This is a genomic window from Mobiluncus porci (assembly GCF_009695935.1).
GTDB lineage: Bacteria > Actinomycetota > Actinomycetes > Actinomycetales > Actinomycetaceae > Mobiluncus > Mobiluncus porci.
The window spans coordinates 1-19,246 of the sequence record NZ_VUMY01000023.1 but is presented as its reverse complement, the minus strand read 5'-3'; the positions used below and the strand labels follow the sequence as shown (position 1 = coordinate 19,246).

Genomic DNA, 19,246 nt, shown 5'->3' with positions numbered 1-19,246 from the left:
TGTGATTGTGGGTTTGTTGTCTTGGCTGCGGGGCTGGGGTTCGCCTGGGGTGGTGTCTGATTCTGTGGCGTGGGACCGTCCTGGTGAGATGGTGGCTTATCAGGTGGCGGCGCGGGCGGTGCTAGATGATATTCCGGCTTCCACCTTGTATGCGTCTTTCCCGCATTTGCGCACCGTGGTGTCGTTCATTGCGCGTAATGTCGCGCAGCTGGGGTTGCATGTTTATGTGCGTGAGGGTGATGATTCGCGGGTTCGTGACCGTGGCTCTGAGGCCGCCTTGCTGTTGGCGCATCCGTCGCCGCAGAAGGTGACTTATGACCTGGTTTTTTCCACGGTTGCTTTCCTGGCTTTGTACGATTCTGCTTTTTGGTGGGTTCGTGAGGAGACCGAGGGGTGGCGGATTGATGTTATTCCGAATGAGTGGATAGTAGAGGTGCGTCACGGCGCGTTTGAGGTGAACGCGATTGTGGTGAAACTGCCTGGACATCATGAGAAGATTCGCATTGAAGCCGAGGATTTGTTGGTGTTCACTGGTTGGTCGCCTAGTAATGGTTGGGATGGTTCCTCGCCTATTCGTGCGTTGCGGGCGATTATTGCCGAGCAGGTCGCGGCACAGAAATTCCGCGAGCAAGTATGGGCGAACGGTGGGCGGATTACGAAAGTTGTGGAACGCCCCGCAGATACGCCTTGGTCGAAAGAGGCGCGCGATAAATTTGTTGAATCGTTACGGGCAGAGTTTTCTAGGGACGGCGCGGCAGCCGGTGGCACCCTCCTGCTGGAAGACGGCATGAAGATGGTCTCCCAGCAGTTCGACGCGGAACAGCTCCAGTGGCTGGACGGCGTGAAACTGTCCATGAATCAAGTCGCGTCCGTGTTTCATGTGAACCCAGCGATGCTCGGATTTTTAGAGCAAGCTAACTATGCGTCCATTCGCGAGTTTCGCCGCTCCTTGTATGGTGACACGTTGGGGCCGTTGTTGTCGCAGGTGCAGGAGCGTATCTCTAAACTGTTGCTTCCACGCCTGGGCGCACCTGACGGGGCGTATGTAGAGTTCAATCTAGCGGAGAAGCTGCGTGGTTCGTTTGAGGAACAGGCTGCGGTGCTTTCTACTTCGGTTGGTCGCCCATGGATGACTGCTGATGAGGCACGCTCCCGGCAGAACCTCCCCGCCCTGGGCGGGGACGCTGAACACCTCGTGACCCCGTTGAATGTTCTGGTCGGTGGTCTTGCCTCTCCAAGGGATACTGCCCCGCCGTTAGAAGCAACCCTTGATGAACCTAAACTGTTGTTACCGCCTCGGAAAACCGGGGCGGTTCTAGTTAAAGCCGTTGAGCTAGTTGAGGACGAAGACCGGGTGGCATTTGAGAAAGTCTTATCGAGGACGTTTAGCCGCCAGGCCGCAGCCATTCGAGGAAAGTTAAGCAAGGCTGTTCCAGGGTTTCAGATGAAAACACCGTCTTGGTGGGACGAAGAACGATGGAACAGTGAGCTGGCAGACGATTTGCATGAGGCTGCGCAGGAACTGGCTGACCGTTTAGGTCCGCAGCAGGCCGAACAACTCGGATTTCCGGCGGGAGCGTATTCGACGGAACGCACTGTTGAATACTTGCGTAAGGTTGCCGAGAACCGGGCTGCGATGGTTAACGCCGCGACCCTTCGGGAAATCGAGGCCGCGTTAGAGGAAGTTGGTGGCGAGGATTCCCTGTTCGAGTCCGAGGGTGACGCGATAGACCATGTGTTTGAGAACGCGGAGGCTTCACGAGTTGAAACTGGGGCAGCGGCATTGACCGCGATGGTCGCCAACTTCGCCCTAACCGAAGCCGCCAGACAAAACACCAATAAAGCAACCAAAACGTGGGTGGTTACCAGCGGGAACCCTCGCTCTAGTCATGCGGCGATGGACGGGGAAACCGTGAAACTGGACGAGGATTTCTCTAACGGGATGCGCTGGCCGGGAGACCCCGTGGGCGGCGCGGAAGAAGTCGCTAACTGTTTATGCACTGTAGTTGTGGAGGTGCCGTAAATGATTCACGTGATTATGGGTCCCCCGTGTGCGGGGAAGTCTACGTTTGTGGCTGAGCATGCGGCGGACGGGGATATTCGAGTGGATTTCGACCGGTTGGCGCAGGCGCTCGGGTCGCCGGTTCCGCACGGTGCGAAAGGTGACGTTGCCTCCGTGGCTTTCCAGGCTAGGCAGGCTGTGATTGACGCGGTTCTCGATGGTGTTGGTGTGGATTCGTGGATTATCCACACCACTCCTGACCCTGTCCAGATGGAGCGTTACAAGGAGAAGGAAGCGGAAATCACTGTGCTAGATCCGGGTATCGACGTTTGTCTGGAGCGCGCGGAGCAGGACGGGCGGCCAGAGGCGAGTGTTGAGGCTATCCACGCCTGGTACAAGAACCAGGACAAGATCAATGAGGAAAAGGAAATCGAGCAAGGGAAAGGCGCAACAATGCGAAAGTTTAAGGATTACCAGATAAGCGGCGTGAAAGCCGGACCCGATGACGGACTGGGCGAGGGCATCTTCGAGGCCTACGCTTCCGTGTTCGGCAATGTCGATTCCTACGGTGACGTGGTCGCTAAGGGCGCGTTCGCTAATACGCTCCAAAAGTGGGCGGAGTCCGGGAATGTTATTCCCGCCTTGTACGGGCATAACATGGGTGACCCGTTCTACAACATCGGCGCGGTCACCCATGCTGAGGAAGATGAACACGGCCTGAAAGTTGAAGTCCAGCTAGACCTCGAAAACCCCACAGCGGTTCAGGTCTACAAACTGATGAAAGGCCGCCGCCTATCGCAGATGTCTTTTGCGTTCGACGTGCTCGCTTCTGGCGAGACCGAAGTGGACGGCGAAAAAGCCAACGAGCTGCGCGAACTCCAACTATTTGAAGTGTCCGTGGTACCCGTTGGTGCGAACCAGGAGACCGAAATCTTGTCTGTGAAATCTCAGGCTGACGCTTTAGCGCGCGGCCTGAAAGAAGGCCGCGTACTCGCGGCGAAACACATAAACTCCCTGCGCAAGGCGCAGGAGGCTATCGGCGAAGTCATCGAAGCCGCCGAAGCAACAAGGGAAAGCGAAAACGCGAAAGCCAGCCAGACGGCCAGCCCGCTCACCCCCGAGAACCCCCAGCAGGTTAAGGGTCAGGAGCCAGCAGGTGCGGGGCACGCAGCAGCAGTCTACGCCTACCTGAAGTTAGCAACCCTCACGGGACAAAACTAAGGGAAAGGACATTACCGTGAACTTGAAAGAGAAACGAGCTGCTGCGATTCGTAAAGCGCAGGAGCTGATGGAAAAAGTACGCGCCGAGAAGCGTGATTTTACTGAGGAAGAAACCGAAATGGCTAAGAGCCTAGCGGCAGAAATCGCCGAGTATGATGCTGCTTTGGTGAAAGCCTCCCAGGCAGAAGCCGCACGCACAGCCCTGGACGCTGTCGCCGGTGAGGAACCGGCTGATGGCACCGGGGAAGCTGAGGACGAAACCGTTAAAGGGCGTGAACCCGCGTCCCTGTCTGAGTTTTTCTTCGCTAAAGGCGGGAAAGAATACGGTGCGAAAAAGCGAGTCCCCGGTTCCACCGTGTCCGTTGCCGGGTTCAAAGCGAATACTGATGCGCAAAAGTTGACTACCTCTACGGAGAATATTCTGCGGTTGGCTAGTCCGCGTTTGATTCCTGAGTTTCAGATGCGCCTGACCGTTGCAGACCTCTTAGGTGTTGGGCAAGTGTCGCCCGGACAGACCTCTATTCCTTACCTGGTGGAGGGCGCGTTCGAGGGTGACTTCGCGGCTATCGCAGAAGGAACCGAAGCACCCCAGGTTCACTTCGCAGAACCCACCGCCGAGTATGAGCGGTTCCACCGTATCGCAGGGTTCATCGGGGTTACCGATGAAATGCTCAACGATGACGTGTACATGAAGAATCAGATTGACACGCGCCTGCCGTACAAGCTGCTGTTACAGGAGGAAAAACAGCTCCTCGCGGGTGACGGCTCCGGGGAGAACCTGCGCGGCTTGCTGAACCGTTCGGGTATTCAAACTTTAGCGAACTCTGGCAGTGGGACTGCGTTGCCTAACGAGGAACTGATTCTGAAAGCCAAGACTCTGATTGAAACAGCGCAAGAGTTCCCCGTGGACGCGATTGTCATCAACCCGTTGGATTACTTCGACCTGCGGGTGAAGAAGGACCAGAACGGCCAGTACTTGGGCGGCGGGTTCTTCCAGGGACAGTACGGTAACGGCGGGGGCCTGGCGGATGCGCAAAACCTGTGGGGGCTGCCTACCGTGCAGACCCCGGCGATTCCGCAGGGCACCGTGCTTATCGGCGCGTTGAAAGCGCAGACTGAACGCATCGTGAAAGACGGCGTGACCATCGAGTATACGAACAGTCACGACCGGGACTTCATTAAGTTCCAGGGCGTGATGCGTGCGTATGTGCGCGAGTCCCTGGGCGTATTCAACCCTAAGGCTATCTGCAAGATTACCTTAGGGGCAGGAGCCTAGTTTTTTGTCTGGGTTAGTAGGGCGCGCGGGGCCGGGAGACTTTCAAGTCCCCCGGCCCCGCCGCGTAATGGTACGTGATTAGAAAGGTGAGCGCCGTGAAAGAGTACGGAGTGAGTATTAATGGGATAAAGCACACGCTGCAGCTGTCTGATGAGGACGCGAAGCGTTACGGGCTTAACCCGACCGAGCCGGTTGACGTGGTCGAGCCGGAAGAACCGGAGAACACGGCCGGTAAAAAACAAGCGACACCAGTGAACAAAGCGAAAACCGTAGCGAACAAGAGCCGCTAGCAATGGAACCAATCCTGAAACCGGAAACGCTGGAAGCATTGACCGGGGGGCAAATCCTCAGCGGCGACCCCGCAGCCTTGCTGCTGATTGATTCTGTGACCGCCGCTATCAGGTCATTCTGCGGATGGCACGTCGCCCCGGTAGTCACCGAAACCGTCACCCTGGACGGGACTGGAGGCTATCACCTGAACCTGCCCACAGGCCGATTGCTGGACGTGACGGGGCTGAAAATCGCCGGTATCGCCGCCCCGCCAGAATCCTATGACTGGTCTCAGTCGGGCATGATACAGCTTCGCGGCGGCAGGTTCCCCGCAAGGTTCCGCTCCGTCGAGGTGACGATGCGTCACGGCTACAGCCTGGAGGAGGTTCCTGATGTGGCTCAGATAATCCGCCAGGTGGTGGTGAACGCTGCCGCGTCCCCGATGGGTGTGTTGCGGGAAAACGCCGGGGGCGTTTCTATCGAATACTCCACCACGGGCGCGGGTATCGCGGGCGGTGTTTCGCTTCTAGCGAGAGACCGTGCGGCGCTCGCACCGTACCGGATAGCGGGGAGAATCTCGTAATGTTACCTTCGTTCGCTAAACAAACCGTCACGGTGCTGCGTCCGTCTTACGTGGAGGATGAGCGCGGCAACCTGGTGCCGGGCGAATACCAGTCACACTCGGTTCCTCGCTGTCTGCTACAGCCGGGAGCGTCAACGGAGTTCGCTGATGGGCGAGACACCGTGGCTATCACCGCGACGCTTTACCTGCCGCCAGGGGCTGATATTCAACCCGGAGACCGCGTAAAAATAGATGCTTTCACTTATGAGGTGGATGGGGAGCCACAACGTTGGGAATCTCCCACAGGCAGGGTGTCTCACACAGTGGCGTTTTTGAAAACCTGGAAAGGATGAGCTGATGGGCAAGATGCGAATCGAATTTAATTCTGCCGGTTTCCAAGCCCTACTGTCCGGTCCCGAGGTGCGAGCAGATATTGAGCGTCGCACACGCGCTATCGCAGACGCAGCGGGTGAAAACTTCGAGGCGCAAGTCAAAGTCGGCATGGCTCACGGCGGAATGCGTGTCATCGGAACCGTAGCGCCCACCAGCTTTAAGGGAGTGAAAGAGGAAGCCGAGCACAAAGTACTGACTAGCGCGTTAGGAGCAGGGCGATGAACAACCGAATCTGGATAGGACAAGACCCTGAACTGGTGCTGGTGAAATATTTGAAAGCCTGCCGAGAGCTGCGGGGCGTTCGGGTGGGCACCATGAAAGACCCACTGGACAAAACTACTAAAACATTCGTGCAGGTTCGGCAGACGGGAGGTAGTCAACGTGACCTAGTTACAGACCTGTTTCAGGTCACTGTTATTTGTTGGGCAGAAAAAACGACCGAGGCTATGCGGCTCGGGCGGATAGTACGCGGACTTATCGAAGCCGCAGCGGAAGCCGGTGACATGGCCGGGGTTCCTTGCTACACGGCAGCCCCGATAGGTGTCACCTACCCAGATCCTGACCCAGTATCAGGGTCTGCACGTGCTACGACAACATTCCAAATCGCCCTACGGGGCGCTTACAAGTAAGGAGAAGAAATAATGGCTGAGAAACAGCTTTTAGACCGTGACGACATCCTGGTTGGCGCACCCGACCAGCAAACAACTGGAGCGATTTTTTCCGCACCAATCGGAACCACGCTGCCGGAGTATCCAGGTGATGAACTGGATAAGGCGTTTGTCGGTTCCGGGTATGTGAATGAGGACGGGGTGACTATCACCCCGGAGAAATCTAAGGAAGGCATCAAGGACTGGTCCTTGGAAGTTGTCCGTGAGCTTCTGACCGAGTTCAAGAATTCCATTGCGTGGGCGCACCTGTCGACCTCGAAAGAATCCCTCAAAAACTATTTCGGCGATGAAAATGTTACGACCGAGGTCGCTACGGATGAGCACGGGAATATTATCCGCGCGAAGCTAAACGCGAAGGATTACCCACGCAAGTCCTGGGTGTTCCGCATCAAGGACGGCGATAACCGTGTCCTAATTGTGGTGCCTGATGGGCAAATCGGGGAGGTCGGAGAAGTCCCCTTCCAGACTGGAGCCGCAATCACCTGGCCGGTGACTATGTCGACTTTTCCTGATAAGAATGGCGACCATGTTCATTTCATTTTCGATGATGGCAAGAAGTTGACCGCTGGCGAACACGGTGTAGACGGATAACCACCCTGGTTCAAAAACACTCCTGGTGCGGCACGGTAAGAAACTGCCATGCCGCACCAGCACCTGCGCAAAATCCATGAAAGGAAACCTCAATGTTTAAAGTGCCCAAATCTAAAGGCGCAACCAAGGCAGGCCAATTCGAATTCCAAGTCGAGGGAGATCCGAAAACCTACGCCTTCCCAAAGATGCAATACATTACCGGCGCGTTAGCCAAGAAACTCCTACCTCTGGTGGCTATGGCTAAAAAGGTAGAAACCGCACAGAAGAAGGGGAAAACCTTTATCCCCACAGGGCTGGAGCAGGAACAGATGACTGCCGGAGTTGAAGCGATTTTTGAAACCTACGCTCCAGGGCTTTTCGGGGTTTTAGACCAGGAGCAGTTGAATGTGATTGTGGAAGCCTGGAGTAAGGAATCGAGTATCGGCCTGGGGGAATCTTCGAGCTCTGCCAGCTAACCGAGACCTATAAGTCGGCGGTCGAGTATGACCTGTTGATACATGGGAGGCACCTCGACCAGCTCGGAACCGAGCAGCTTTCCTGGCGGGAGCTGCAAATTATTTTGATGCATTGCCCTCCGGAGCAGTCCGCGTTGCGCAGGGCGATGCTCGGGGAAGATGCGGTGTGGACTTTTGAAGCCCAACTGTTGGCGGCTTTGATTGATGAAATTCGGGTGGGTAATTGGCAGCGGCAGGGTAAACGTAATGCGCCTAAACCTAAACCGATTCCGCGCCCCGGTGTGAGGCAGGAATCTACTACTTATGGAAAAGACCCGATACCTATTAGCCGGTTTGACGACTGGTGGAATCAGCAGCGCGAATAATGCAGGAAGGAGCTGGACATGTCTGGCGGTTCTTATGAGCTAGCGCGGGCGTTCGTGACGCTAGTCCCGTCGATGGAAGGCTCACAGGACACCATCGTTAAGGCTTTGGCTGGTGCTGATTCTGGTGCTGCTACGGCGGGGAAAACAGTCGGCACCTCGTTCGCCGGTTCCCTAAAATCTGCCATTGGCCCCTTACTGACAGGTGCAGCGATTGCCGGGGTCGGCAAGGGGCTGTACGAGGTCGGCGAGGTTTTCGATGAAATGTCGGACACGATTCGCGTCGGTACAGGCGCGTCTGGTGAAGCCTTAGCCGGTTTGGAGCAGGCGGCTAAGAATGTGGGTGCGAACGTTCCCGCGTCGTTCGACAAAATCGGTCCTACTGTCGCTGACCTTAATACGCGCCTCGGCCTGTCTGGGGAGACTCTGGAAACGGTGGCTTCCCAGTATTTGGAAGCGGGGCGTCTTCTCAAGGAGGATGTGGATATTCAAAAAACCACGGCGGCGTTCTCGGCGTTCAAGATTGAGGGCGCGAACGTCGAGGGCGCTATGGACTCCCTTTTCCGGGTGGCGCAAGCAACCGGCGTAGGTATGAACGACCTGGCTTCCACGGTGGCTAAGGCCGCTCCGGCGTTGACTAATTTGGGGTTCTCTTTTGAGGATTCCGCTTCGCTTATCGGCGTGATGGACAAGGCGGGCATTAATGCTCAAGCCACGATGGGTTCCTTGCAGCGCGGCCTAGTGACGTTGGCGAAGTCGGGTGAGGAACCGTCCGCAGCGTTCAAGCGGGTCACTCAGGAAATCCAAGGCTTTGTTGATGAGGGTAACACGGCGGGCGCGTTAGACTTGGCGGGTAAGATTTTCGGGACTCGCGGGGCGGCGCAGTTTGTGGCCGCTTTGCAGTCCGGGAAACTGAACATGCAAGATCTGGCGGGGTCTGCCGGATTGACCGGGGATACGATTCTCGGCCTGGGCGCGGAAACCATGGACTTTGCGGAATCCTGGCAGAGGGTGAAAAACAACGCCCTGCTGGCGTTAGAGCCGCTGGGGTCTGCCGTGTTCACGACGCTAGGGAATTCTCTAGCCATGGTGACCCCCATGCTGCAAGGGTTTTCTCAATGGGCGCAGGCTAACCCGGCTATCATGCAGGGCGTGGTTGTCGCTTTGGGTGCGATAGCCGTAGCGTTGGGAATCGCTACCGCTGCGCAGTGGGCGATGAACTCAGCCGTATTAGCGAACCCTATTACTTTGATTATTATCGCCATCGTTGCAGGTATCGCCGCGTTAGTGGCCGCATTAACTTACGCTTATCAGAATTTTGAGGGATTCCGAACTGGCGTGGATGCGATTTTCGCTGCTATTAGCGAGGCGTTCTCGGCTTTATGGCAGGGGATTCAAGCGATTTGGGCGGCTGTGGGTCCGCCGCTCATCGCGTTTATCACTAGCGCCTGGCAGTCTTTCCAAGCAGTTTGGGCAGCGTTCTGGCCAGCAATCAAAGCCGTGTTCGAGGGCATTTGGAATGCTATTAAGATTCATGTTCAGACTGTGATGGGTGTTATCCAGGGCATCATCAAGGTCGTCACTGGAATCATTAAAGGCGACTGGTCGCAGGCCTGGGAGGGCATTAAGCAGATATTCACCTCTATCTGGAACGGAATAAAAGACCATGTTACGAACATTATTAACACGATTAAGAATGTTATTAGCGGGGTGCTGAACGGCATAAAGAGTTTGTGGAATAACGATTGGTCTACAATCAAAAACTTCGTGGTAACTGCGTGGGAGGGCATAAAGACCGGGGTCTCTAACGGCATAAACAGTGTCGTGAGTTTCGTTTCCAGCCTGCCATCTAGAATCCTTTCCGCGTTAGGTAATCTCGGGTCGCTACTACTCGGCGCAGGCAAATCCATCATGGACGGGCTACTTGGAGGAATCAAGCGCGGCTTCGAGGCCGTGAAGAATTTCGTTGGCGGTATCGCAGATTGGATCGCGGCAAATAAAGGTCCGAAGGCTTACGACCTCGCTCTGCTGGTTCCTGCCGGTGGCTGGATTATGCAAGGCCTAGGCGCGGGCATGATTAAGGGTCTGCCCCGCCTGGAGTCCACCCTGGACACGGTCACGAGCACGATTACTGACCGGTTGAGCGCGGAGCCGCAGATTAGTGCGTCGCTGCATTCTACTAGCGCGGGGCTGCCGGATTGGGCTGCCGGTGGTGGCGGGGGTGTGACCGTGAATCAGTATATTGAGACTGCTACTACTCCTGCTGCTTCCAAGCTGGCTTCGGACGCGGCGGTTTCGGGCAGGATTTGGGGGATGGTGATGGTCGCATGAGCGTATCTACACGCACCTGGCTGTTGAACGGTTTGCCGTTGAATCGTCCTGGTCAATATTTTGTGGAAGCGGACACGGCTTCGCCTGGTAGTCCTGCGCCGCGCGTAGCTGTCACCCAGGTTCCGGGCTTAGATGGGGCGGCGGTTAATGCTCGCCCTCGTCTAGAAATTGCCGAGGTTGGGTTCCGTATAGCGGTTGAGGATTGTGATGATCGTGGGCGGTCTGGCGGGTATGCGCAGCGCAGGGTGAATGAGGCGTCGATTAAACGTCAGCTCACGGGCACTCTGATTAGGCCGGGCGTTTTGACTTTGGTGGAGGAGAACACGCGACGCCAATTTACGCGCCGGGAAACCAGAGCAATATTGAATTCGGAAATCGCAGTAAAGGAGCTCACCGAGAGTTTCGCGGTTCTGTCGTTTACGTGGTTGCTACCAGAGCCGGTGTGGGTTGAGCCAGCTAAACGGATGGTAGAGCTTCGACCGGACAAGACCGGGGTTTGCCTGTTGGCGAAGCTGACGGGCGGGTCAGCTATGATGTGGCCGCTGTGGGCTTTACGCGGCCCCGCGCAGCGAGTAGAAATAGTCTGCACAGTGTCAGGTAGTCGAACAGTTTGGATTGGTGATGTTCAAGCTGGGCAAGTGCTGTTATTGGACCCGAAACGGTGGGCATGGGGCGTGGCATCTGAGGGCGTTTGGCCGTGGAAAAAAGACCGCCCGGAATGGGGGGCTGTGCTTACTGGATCACAGGCCGCTTTTGATGACGCGGGCGGATTATCCCCGGATTGGCTTGGCAGATACTCCGCCACCATCTCGGTGAACGGTCACCCTCTGCCGGTTCCTAGCGGGGAAGTTCCGGTTGGTGGTTTGTGTCTTGGGCAGAGGAGTTTCCTATGATTCACGGTTTGCGCGTGGTTGCTTATGATGTTTGGGGCGATAAACGGGGGGTTGTTCCCGCGGTCACAGAAATTTCCACGGTTCGCCCACTAAACGAATTGTCCACGGCTCAGCTTACGGTATCAGCCGAGGCTCTTGGCAGTGAATTATTGACGCTGCCGGTCGAGTTCGCGGTGGAAACCAAAACCGATACCGGGTGGGTAGAAGAACCAGGCCACAGGTTCCTTGCAAGCAAACGGTCGTTGAACCGGGTTTCCCTAGATGCTTACACGCTGAGCGGAATCAGCGTAGCCGTGGCGCTCAGGTGGGCTACGGTGTGGGAGGCTTCTCCGTCATCGGAGGATTTGAAACGTGAATTCAAATCCGTCACCCCCGGCTCAATGCTCGGGGAACTACTGGCGGAGGCGCGCGGGCGCGCGGACGGAACCGGGCTGGTTTGGGCACCGGGACTGTCGTGGGATTTTGATGCGGTTCGTGATTCTTCGGGGCGGCCTTGGCCGCGTAATGCGCGGCATTCATGGAACCGCTCGGACGATTTGCTGAAAGTCTTGGGGTGGTTTGCGTCTAAAGGCGCGGTTGATTGGCGCATGAACGGGCGTGTCCTGCAAGTGTTCGTGTCTGAAACGACCATGGGCGGTGACGCTACTGGGTCGAAGATTCGCCGCGCGTTCTCTACCTCGCTGCCGGTTGATGAGTCTTGGGAGGATATTGTGACTGTCGCCCGGTTCGTGGGCGATGAGGGACTGCTGGTAGAGAAAACCAACCTGGGGGCGGTGCGTCACCTGGGCAGGATTGAACGCTGGTCTGAGCAGGGGCAGGTCACTAATCCTGCTACCGCGAACTTGTTTTTAGATGGGGTGCTTTCACCGCGTAAGGGGCCTGCGGTTGAATATAGGCGCGAGTGGGTGGCAGGGGCTTCACCCGCGCAGCCTTACCCTGGCCAAGGGTATGATTTAGGGTCTTGGGTTCCTATCGAAAAATATGGTGAGGACACGAAACTGCGGGTCGTCGAATTGCAGTTGAAGCAGGACGACGCGGGGAATGTCACTGGGGCAGAGGCTTTGGGGACGCGCATCCAGTCAATCGCGGAAAAACTTGCACGCCGAACCACTGACCTTTCTTCCGGGCAGGTTGGTGGTGAGAACGGGCGGCCTGTCGCACCATCGAAAGTAACTAAGCCCTCTGGGAGGGTTGAGGGCGTGACGGTCACTGCTTCTCAGGCTTTGAATGAGCAGGGGGTCCCTGTTGGTGCTGTAGAAGTGTCCTGGGTGCCGATAGCGGGGAATCCTGATTGTGAGGTGGAAATCCGGGTCGGGTCTGACCAATGGCGATTAGCGGGGGTTTTCAAAGGCAATAGTGCGATTATTGCAGGACCACCAACGGGGCAGGTTTCTATCAGGGTGCGTGTGGCTGGTACTGAGGATACTGCGCCTGGTGAATGGTCTGGGGTGGCTTCGGTCGTGGTTGAATCTGATGGAGTGATTACGCCTCGTCCAACCGGGCTGGTGCTGTCGTCTCGTCTGGGTGTGGTTTATGGGGGTTGGGACGGGAAAGTATTAGCACCTGATGGGAGTGTGGCTGGCGCGCCGCCGTCTTTTCACCACTTGGAGGTAGCGGTCACGGAGGTGGATAGGGAACCACCAGCAGGGGTTGACGTGGATGACGCGGTGTACTCGGTTCCTGGCGTGGCTGTAATTGAGGGTGAGAAAATAGGTTCTCGGGTCTGGTTATGGGCGCGATTAGTTGATTTAAGGGGTGGGGTTTCCGCTTGGACTGCTTGCGGTGCGGTGCAGGTCGCGGGCGTTAAGGGTCCCGATATTGAAGCGAATAGTGTCACGGCGAATTCGATTAATGTGGGTAGCGTCACGGGGGCTATCGGCTCATTTGTGCAAGCGTACGTGGGGCAGGTCACGGGTGATGCAGCGAATTTTGTAAAAGCCGTGGTTGATAATATTACGGCCAACAGGGCTGTGTTGAACACGTTGTGGGCGGATATTATCTATGGGCGCATGATATCCGCTGACATGATTATCGGCGGGGTCATCCAAGCAGACCAGCTACGGTTGGGCGGCGTCAATATTAGCCCGGAGTGCCTCCGGGGCATGGGCACGGTGCGTAACCCCGTGTCGTACGGTTCTACTTCGATGGATGGGTCTTCTTTTGAGGTGGGTTCCTCGAGCCTGGATTCGCAGAAAATCCAGACCGGGGCAGTAAAAATCAACGGCTGGGGCAACGGGTGGATTCCCCGGCTGGACAGTAAGACTATTGTAGCGGAAAAGCTAGCAATCGGCTGGCAAAATGGCGAATCTATGACGATGATCAGCTCAATCGTCAAAGACCCTCAGTCAAGCGCGGGAATGTACTTCAATTCTGGATTCCGGGCAGAAAGGCTTGACTCCTATTCTGACATTGTGGCTGCTGGAAATGTTTACGGCGTGAAATTTGTGGAGTCTTCCACGCGTGCCTCGAAGTATGACCCGGAGCCGGTGCGTGACCTGACGGGAATTTTAGATGTGGAGCCAGTGGCGTACCGTCCGCAGTCTGCCATTGATGAGTGGAGGAAACAGTTTGGGGAGGCTGGACCGTCCCGTCCGCTGAAGCCTTTGCCGGAGCGTATGGCCGGGTGGAGAGCGGAAGACCTTGAAGCTGCTGGGCTGGGTATTTGTGTCACCCACGACCTCGAGACCGGCAGACCAGTCGGTGTGGAATACTCCCGGTTGACGGTCGCGTTGTGGCAGGTGCTGCGCCAGCAACAGGGGGAAATAGATGGCTTGAAAGCACAGCTCGCGGCTTTGGGTGGTGGTGCGTGATGGAACCAGTAACAGCGGCTATCACAGCGGGGGCTGCGCTTGCTGGCGCACTCATTCCGCAAATTTTTTCCAGACGCAAGACCAGTGCTGACGCTAAGGCCGCGGAAGCGTCTGCACACAAGACAGAAGCGGAAGCCGAAGGTATCGAGATTGATTCCAGGCTGAAGCTTGACGAGATCGGGGAGCGTCTTTCTGCTATAGAGCATCAGGTGAAGAACACGCATCGCACGAACCTGCGGCAAGACATTGACAAGTCAAACCGTACTATGGACAACGTGCTGGATACAGTGCGTTTGCAGGCGGAAGCCTACAGCAGGGATCGGAAAGAAACCCTCGCGTGGCGAGAACGACTGGTCGACTCGATTAGAACCATTGAGGGGGAGATTAGTGACTTGCGGTCGGAGCATCAGGCCGCGGTACGGGTGATTGGTTTACACACTAGACAACTGGCGCGGATAACCAATCCGTGCGGACCTACGGAAGGAGTAAACGATGAGGATAAATCAGATTTGGTCGCCTAACCGCACTAACGCAGCAACTCACAAGCGTCTGGTGGTGATTCACACCATGGAATCCCCCGAGGGCGTGCGCACCGCGGAGGACGTGGCGCGATATTTCCAGAATCCGAGGATTCGCGCCTCGGCGCACTATTGTGTGGATGCGGATTCCGTGAGCCAGTGCGTGCCGGAGCGGCAGGTTGCGTGGGCTGCACCTGGCTGTAACCATGACGGGATCCAGATTGAACTCGCTGGCCGGGCGGGACAGACCCCAGCACAGTGGCAGGACGCGTTCTCTCGTGCGGAGCTGGATTTGACAGCGCGGCTGGTGGCGGAGATTTGTGACCGGTGGAATATCCCGATCCGGCATCTGTCGAACGGGCAGCTTGGTGCTGGCTGGGCGGGGATTATCGGCCACAACCAGGCCTCCGATGTGTACCGGAAATCAGACCACTGGGATCCAGGCCCGAACTTTCCCTGGGACGAGTTTATTCAAAAGATTCAACAATATGCTTCCGGGAAAGTCCCGGAAGCGCCACTTTGGAAGGAGAATAACATGTTGCTGCGTGAGCCGGACGGTTCGATTTATGAGGTTTCGGGAGGTGTCGCGACCGTGATTGGTGACCCGAATCTGGTACAAGCGCTTATGAATGGTGGGGTACCTTTGATTCAGATTCAAGCGGGTCAGATTGGCTGGTGGCACAAGCGGAACAGTGACGATAACTCGATGGGTGGTCGTGTGCGTGAGATGAAAGACCTGCTTACGGATTACCCAGGCATGAGCGACACATTGAAGCGCACCTCGATTCTTCGGGGTATCGCGGGCAAGCTGGGGATTACTTCCCGCACCAACTAACACCATTGGATTATTTTGGCCACCCTACCTGGGGTGGCTTTTCTATACCCAAATTTTGTGAAGGAGATTTAGGAAATGGATATGAAACAGTTGCTTGCGCCCGCGGTGCGTTCCTGGATTTACGGGATTGTGACCGCGATTATTCCGATTCTTTCGGCTTACGGAGTGATTTCCGAGCAGGAAGCCCCTTTGTGGGTGGCTCTGGCTGCGGCTTTCCTGGCTACTGGCACGGCTCTAGCCTATCGCCCCACCCGTCCCTTGCCCCCGCTGCCTGAAACCGGCTCTGGATATGAGCCTAGGCATGAGCGGTCGAGCCTGGAAAACGACGGGCAGGTTTACTAATGGCGGTTACGGATTGGAAAGACGCTACGGGGCGGAGTCTCCCGGATGCTTTGTCTTGGTTCCGGCTCACGGGGCAGGTCGTTATCCCCACGACGGACTCGGCCGACGAGGACTTGAATCCTAACCTGATAGAATCGTTCGGGACGATTGTTCTTTCCCCGAGACTCTCGGAGACCCGGTTTATTGGCACATCCGAGGCCGACCCGTTAACGATTGCTTTGGTGGATATTCCTCTCCGGATGAATCGTGCGGGGCAGATGTTTGTGGTTGATGGGGAGGCGGGGGCGCGGATTTTGAACACGTCTGACCCGTTGTTGAACCCGACTAACATTCCCTACACGGTGAGGTTCGAGTTCGAGGACATCGATGACATTGTGAAGCCTCGGATTGAGCCGTTCGATATTCTTCCTCCGCCTCCACGCGAAGACGGGACACCGTGGGTTTTAGACATAACTCAGTTGGCGACTGTCGCGGTCACTGGGCAACCTGTCTCAGCGGAAATGGCTCGCAGCCTCGCCGCCTCAGCGTGGAACTCCGCACGCGAGGCAGAGGCGGCCGCGGTATCGGCTAGGGCAGCGTCGGTCGAGTCGGCTGGGTCGGCTGAACAGTCGCGGGTAGCGTCTGAGGCGGCTGAGGCTGAGGCTGAGGCCGCTAGGACAGCGGCGGTTGAGGCGGCTGCCTCGGCGGAAGAATCTAAGAACCAGGCCACAGCGTCGGCTAAATTGGCTAAGGAATCGGCTGAGTATTCGGCTGGTGCAAAAAAGGCGGCTGAAGCGTCTGAGGCTCAAGCCACTCAGGCTGCGCAGTCAGCCAATGCGGCGGCGGCGGATTTGAACGCGGCTCGTGAGCTGGTAGCTAATTCCCCTATCGAGTTCCGTTGGGAACCTAGCGTAGACAGGGAAGGACGCAAACAGGTTAAAGGCTATTGGCGGAGGGTAGGTGAATCACAGTGGAAGCCGGTCGGCACGATAACGTCGGGTCTTGATGGCGTCTCGGTTATTGGGGCGGAAGTGACCGCTGAAGGCGATTTGAAACTGATTCTCTCTAAGGGCGACCCGATTGAGGCGGGGAACGTGGCTGGTCCTCCTCCCGTTTTAGAGGCTGGGGAAATCACGACCACTACGGACGGGTCTTACGGGCTGGAGGTTCCTGAGACGGGGCGGGGGAAATACGCGGTGAACCTGCGTATGCCACCGCCAGAGGGCGTGTCGGCTGAACTGGTGCGGTCGTTGGTGGACGAACGAATGGAAGATATCGAACTACTCGCAATGGCGGGACTATAAGGAAAGGATAAAGAGTTATGTTGCCACAGATACCTGAAAACCTCCAGAAGAAGATAGATGACGCTAGTGACTCCTCTTCGGTTAAGGACTTGACTAGGCTGGCGGTTGGGTTGGCTCAAGCCAGGGCGGCTGGTCAGGATACTTTCAAGCAAGCCACTAAAATCCAGTCGCTCCTGGAGGGGAAGACGGGGCAACCCGACCCGACTCACGCGCTTATCGGCCTAAAACAGGCGAAACTCGCGGCGAGTTCCAGCGACGCGGGACTGTTTACGGTTTTGAAGAATCTGGAATCTCAAGAAGAACTAGAGGCTTGGCTGGAGACGGATAGTTTCACGGACCTCGCGGAGGCGTTTGAGGATGTGGCGGCAGTGTGCTCTACGCCGGATATGGCTGCGGCTTTAGAGGCCGCGGTAGCCCGCTGGGAGTCTGCGGCGGCTGGAGACCCTGACAGTCCCGGATATGCGACACGGCTGGAGGTTTTGCGACGTATCGGGGACGCGTATTTCCAGATTTTCTGTGACTCCAGCACGGTTCGGGAGAAAAAGTTCGCGGCGTGGCATGACCGGCTGGCGATGGTCTTGGCGAAACATAAATCTGTTCCGGTTGATGCGGAAACCGCGTATTCCCTGCTTTTACAGGTGGAGCAAAACGTGGCTCCGATTTTAGCTTCTGAGGATGTTATTCAGCGGATAGTGTCAGATCCGAACCTGGTGGAGGCGCTGGTTAATTCGCCGGTACTCATGTCGGTTATTGTAAACAATCTGGAAAAGATTGATGCGTGGATGGATTCCCCTCAGTTCGTGGAGGCTCTCACGGCAGTAAACGATGATCGTCAGACAATAGGGTTTAGTGTGTTTACGCGAAACCTTTTTGGGGTATCGAGCCTGTTAATTAGCGACGCGTTTTGGGATAAAGCCGTGCAGCATCCAAATTTGTTTTCTCTAGTCGTTGAAGATCCGAAGAATCTTATGATGACGGTGATGCAGTTTTATGGCAAGATTCTTGCCGCGCCGAACCTTTGGGAGCTGCTGGCAGACAAGCCCGATTTTTGGAATATCCTGAGTTTAAACCAGAACGTTTTATCCTACTTGTCGAGCAGGGAATGGTTTTCCTGGATTCTTGAACACAACCCGGATCGGCTTCTGTCGATCCCGAATATTCTATTCACGCTGGAGAGTTCAGGGTATCTTCAAGATGTGTTGGGTAATGAGGTGGCGCTGGATACAATTTTCGGTGACCCTCGAGTTGCTTCACAGGTAACGGATTATGGTGTTTGGAATACCGTGTGTGCGAGCGAGAATCCAAAAGTGTGGAAACACATTGGAAGCTACCAGTTTTATGCGCTCTATCTGTCCAATAACTATAATCATGTTACTGATAGGATGCTAGATGCAAACGGGTTGAGGTTTCTTGACGCGGTAGGAGACGCCGAAGGCATGAATGTTTGGAGGGAAATCTGGAATAACGCTTCAGTGTTCCAGAAAATCATAAGTAGTGATGTGTTACTTCGTAAATTCTTAACACTGGAAACTGTCCGTTCTGATTTCTATTATCAGCATAATGCTTTGTTTCAGTCGATGGTGTACGTGTTTTATAACACAGTGAGATCTTCTGACAAGTTTCATAGGGCTGATTCTTACGTTGGTGGGGACGTCGATGTTTTGAACGAGAAAGCCGCGAAATATCCTAATAGTCTGATATTCGCGACGGTGGGGTCTGGCTCCGGCGGTGGAGCGATGCGGATGTGTCATCCTCAGGAGGAACGGGAGGCTATCGGGTTTACAGCATCGAAAGAGCCTGTGACTAGGTTTGAGCAGAGGTGCCTTTCGTTTACGGGCGCGAAGTTTGAGAAAATCGGGGACGGACAGGCCGCTATCGAAATCTGGCAAGCCGTCTAGGATACAAAACAACCCCCCGGTGTGGCGTAGTAAAACCCACACCGGGGGGTGTTTTCGTTTTAATCCAGGTGCTGGGTTAGATAGGCGGCACGTACCACTGCCCGCCAATTCTGGTGATGAGTGTCTTTTTCATTGCTGGCTCCTTTGTATTGATTGTATTATGGGTGGGGCGGTGCCCCGGATGTCTCTAGCATCCGGGATGCCGCTCACTTTTTGTTTTTCTTCCGTAACGCGAAGCCGAGAAAGCGCTGGTTCCGGAGCCGGAGAAAGCATATACTTTTCCGCCACGTTCAGAACTGGAACACCGTTTTTGGAATGAGCCTTTAGGAAATGGTGATTGGATGTCGCTAGCCTCTGTCTAACGCCGCGGCTAGAGCAGATATTATGTTAGCACAAACTCATCGGCCGTGGATGTTGTCCACTTTCCCCAGTAATGATCATGTTCAATCAAGCTTTTTTCGTATACGAAACTAGGAGCGTGGGATAATCTGGTTATGGTTCTCAAACGCAGCAAGGCTCACAAGAAGCTGGCAAAG

General features: G+C 55.8%; 19 protein-coding genes. All 19 read left to right on the top strand.

The features are described 5' to 3' along the window. Position 1 precedes the first annotated feature (1 nt). Positions 2-2,023, top strand: coding sequence for a phage portal protein (locus FYJ63_RS10225; RefSeq protein ID WP_154546391.1), 2,022 nt, complete (start codon positions 2-4; stop codon positions 2,021-2,023). Next, a complete protein-coding gene (locus tag FYJ63_RS11275) occupies positions 2,024-3,223 on the top strand; it encodes an HK97 family phage prohead protease (protein ID WP_229770140.1) in 1,200 nt (399 codons plus the stop codon). It abuts the gene before it with no gap. A 16-nt stretch (positions 3,224-3,239) separates the two neighbouring features. Further along, entirely contained in the window at positions 3,240-4,499 is a 1,260-nt protein-coding gene (locus FYJ63_RS10215; RefSeq protein WP_154546389.1) for a phage major capsid protein, read from the top strand. Between the two features lie 110 nt (positions 4,500-4,609). Further along, positions 4,610-4,789, top strand: a complete 180-nt coding sequence (locus tag FYJ63_RS10210; protein WP_229770139.1) for a hypothetical protein — start codon at positions 4,610-4,612, stop codon at positions 4,787-4,789. 2 nt (positions 4,790-4,791) lie between these two features. Beyond that, the gene (locus tag FYJ63_RS10205) at positions 4,792-5,352 is read left to right on the top strand and encodes a hypothetical protein (RefSeq protein WP_154546385.1); all 561 of its coding nucleotides are present in this window, start codon (positions 4,792-4,794) and stop codon (positions 5,350-5,352) included. After that, complete coding sequence (locus FYJ63_RS10200; RefSeq protein WP_154546383.1) at positions 5,352-5,684, top strand: head-tail adaptor protein; 333 nt, start codon at positions 5,352-5,354, stop codon at positions 5,682-5,684. The genes FYJ63_RS10205 and FYJ63_RS10200 overlap by 1 nt, the downstream gene beginning before the upstream one ends. A gap of 4 nt (positions 5,685-5,688) precedes the next feature. After that, complete coding sequence (locus FYJ63_RS10195; RefSeq protein ID WP_154546381.1) at positions 5,689-5,946, top strand: hypothetical protein; 258 nt, start codon at positions 5,689-5,691, stop codon at positions 5,944-5,946. Next, positions 5,943-6,353, top strand: a complete 411-nt coding sequence (locus FYJ63_RS10190; protein WP_154546379.1) for a hypothetical protein — start codon at positions 5,943-5,945, stop codon at positions 6,351-6,353. The genes FYJ63_RS10195 and FYJ63_RS10190 overlap by 4 nt, the downstream gene beginning before the upstream one ends. 12 nt (positions 6,354-6,365) lie before the next feature. Further along, a complete protein-coding gene (locus FYJ63_RS10185) occupies positions 6,366-6,983 on the top strand; it encodes a phage tail tube protein (protein ID WP_154546377.1) in 618 nt (205 codons plus the stop codon). Positions 6,984-7,075: 92 nt separating this feature from the next. Further along, a complete protein-coding gene (locus FYJ63_RS10180) occupies positions 7,076-7,438 on the top strand; it encodes a hypothetical protein (protein WP_154546375.1) in 363 nt (120 codons plus the stop codon). Positions 7,439-7,473: 35 nt separating this feature from the next. Beyond that, the gene (locus FYJ63_RS10175) at positions 7,474-7,803 is read left to right on the top strand and encodes a hypothetical protein (protein ID WP_154546373.1); all 330 of its coding nucleotides are present in this window, start codon (positions 7,474-7,476) and stop codon (positions 7,801-7,803) included. 18 nt (positions 7,804-7,821) lie between these two features. Continuing rightward, positions 7,822-10,131, top strand: coding sequence for a phage tail tape measure protein (locus tag FYJ63_RS10170; protein ID WP_154546371.1), 2,310 nt, complete (start codon positions 7,822-7,824; stop codon positions 10,129-10,131). Continuing rightward, a complete protein-coding gene (locus FYJ63_RS10165; RefSeq protein WP_154546369.1) occupies positions 10,128-11,024 on the top strand; it encodes a hypothetical protein in 897 nt (298 codons plus the stop codon). Before FYJ63_RS10170 ends, FYJ63_RS10165 begins: the two co-directional genes overlap by 4 nt. After that, the gene (locus tag FYJ63_RS10160; RefSeq protein WP_154546367.1) at positions 11,021-13,834 is read left to right on the top strand and encodes a phage tail protein; all 2,814 of its coding nucleotides are present in this window, start codon (positions 11,021-11,023) and stop codon (positions 13,832-13,834) included. The genes FYJ63_RS10165 and FYJ63_RS10160 overlap by 4 nt, the downstream gene beginning before the upstream one ends. Further along, positions 13,834-14,355, top strand: a complete 522-nt coding sequence (locus FYJ63_RS10155; protein WP_154546365.1) for a DUF2746 domain-containing protein — start codon at positions 13,834-13,836, stop codon at positions 14,353-14,355. Before FYJ63_RS10160 ends, FYJ63_RS10155 begins: the two co-directional genes overlap by 1 nt. After that, complete coding sequence (locus tag FYJ63_RS10150; RefSeq protein ID WP_154546363.1) at positions 14,327-15,187, top strand: N-acetylmuramoyl-L-alanine amidase; 861 nt, start codon at positions 14,327-14,329, stop codon at positions 15,185-15,187. Before FYJ63_RS10155 ends, FYJ63_RS10150 begins: the two co-directional genes overlap by 29 nt. A gap of 81 nt (positions 15,188-15,268) precedes the next feature. Beyond that, entirely contained in the window at positions 15,269-15,529 is a 261-nt protein-coding gene (locus FYJ63_RS10145; protein ID WP_229770138.1) for a phage holin, read from the top strand. Beyond that, positions 15,529-16,812, top strand: coding sequence for a hypothetical protein (locus tag FYJ63_RS10140; protein WP_154546361.1), 1,284 nt, complete (start codon positions 15,529-15,531; stop codon positions 16,810-16,812). The genes FYJ63_RS10145 and FYJ63_RS10140 overlap by 1 nt, the downstream gene beginning before the upstream one ends. A 17-nt stretch (positions 16,813-16,829) precedes the next feature. Further along, complete coding sequence (locus tag FYJ63_RS10135; RefSeq protein ID WP_154546359.1) at positions 16,830-18,710, top strand: hypothetical protein; 1,881 nt, start codon at positions 16,830-16,832, stop codon at positions 18,708-18,710. The last annotated feature ends 536 nt before the right edge of the window (positions 18,711-19,246 follow it).

What these genes read in the sequence shown, in the direction of transcription:
- FYJ63_RS11275 (WP_229770140.1), top strand. Translation starts at nt 2,024, where the DNA reads ATGATTCACGTGATTATGGGTCCCCCGTGTGCGGGGAAGTCTACGTTT.
- FYJ63_RS10205 (WP_154546385.1), top strand. Translation starts at nt 4,792, where the DNA reads ATGGAACCAATCCTGAAACCGGAAACGCTGGAAGCATTGACCGGGGGG.
- FYJ63_RS10200 (WP_154546383.1), top strand. Translation starts at nt 5,352, where the DNA reads ATGTTACCTTCGTTCGCTAAACAAACCGTCACGGTGCTGCGTCCGTCT.
- FYJ63_RS10195 (WP_154546381.1), top strand. Translation starts at nt 5,689, where the DNA reads ATGGGCAAGATGCGAATCGAATTTAATTCTGCCGGTTTCCAAGCCCTA.
- FYJ63_RS10190 (WP_154546379.1), top strand. Translation starts at nt 5,943, where the DNA reads ATGAACAACCGAATCTGGATAGGACAAGACCCTGAACTGGTGCTGGTG.
- FYJ63_RS10185 (WP_154546377.1), top strand. Translation starts at nt 6,366, where the DNA reads ATGGCTGAGAAACAGCTTTTAGACCGTGACGACATCCTGGTTGGCGCA.
- FYJ63_RS10180 (WP_154546375.1), top strand. Translation starts at nt 7,076, where the DNA reads ATGTTTAAAGTGCCCAAATCTAAAGGCGCAACCAAGGCAGGCCAATTC.
- FYJ63_RS10170 (WP_154546371.1), top strand. Translation starts at nt 7,822, where the DNA reads ATGTCTGGCGGTTCTTATGAGCTAGCGCGGGCGTTCGTGACGCTAGTC.
- FYJ63_RS10165 (WP_154546369.1), top strand. Translation starts at nt 10,128, where the DNA reads ATGAGCGTATCTACACGCACCTGGCTGTTGAACGGTTTGCCGTTGAAT.
- FYJ63_RS10160 (WP_154546367.1), top strand. Translation starts at nt 11,021, where the DNA reads ATGATTCACGGTTTGCGCGTGGTTGCTTATGATGTTTGGGGCGATAAA.
- FYJ63_RS10155 (WP_154546365.1), top strand. Translation starts at nt 13,834, where the DNA reads ATGGAACCAGTAACAGCGGCTATCACAGCGGGGGCTGCGCTTGCTGGC.
- FYJ63_RS10150 (WP_154546363.1), top strand. Translation starts at nt 14,327, where the DNA reads ATGAGGATAAATCAGATTTGGTCGCCTAACCGCACTAACGCAGCAACT.
- FYJ63_RS10145 (WP_229770138.1), top strand. Translation starts at nt 15,269, where the DNA reads ATGAAACAGTTGCTTGCGCCCGCGGTGCGTTCCTGGATTTACGGGATT.
- FYJ63_RS10140 (WP_154546361.1), top strand. Translation starts at nt 15,529, where the DNA reads ATGGCGGTTACGGATTGGAAAGACGCTACGGGGCGGAGTCTCCCGGAT.
- FYJ63_RS10135 (WP_154546359.1), top strand. Translation starts at nt 16,830, where the DNA reads ATGTTGCCACAGATACCTGAAAACCTCCAGAAGAAGATAGATGACGCT.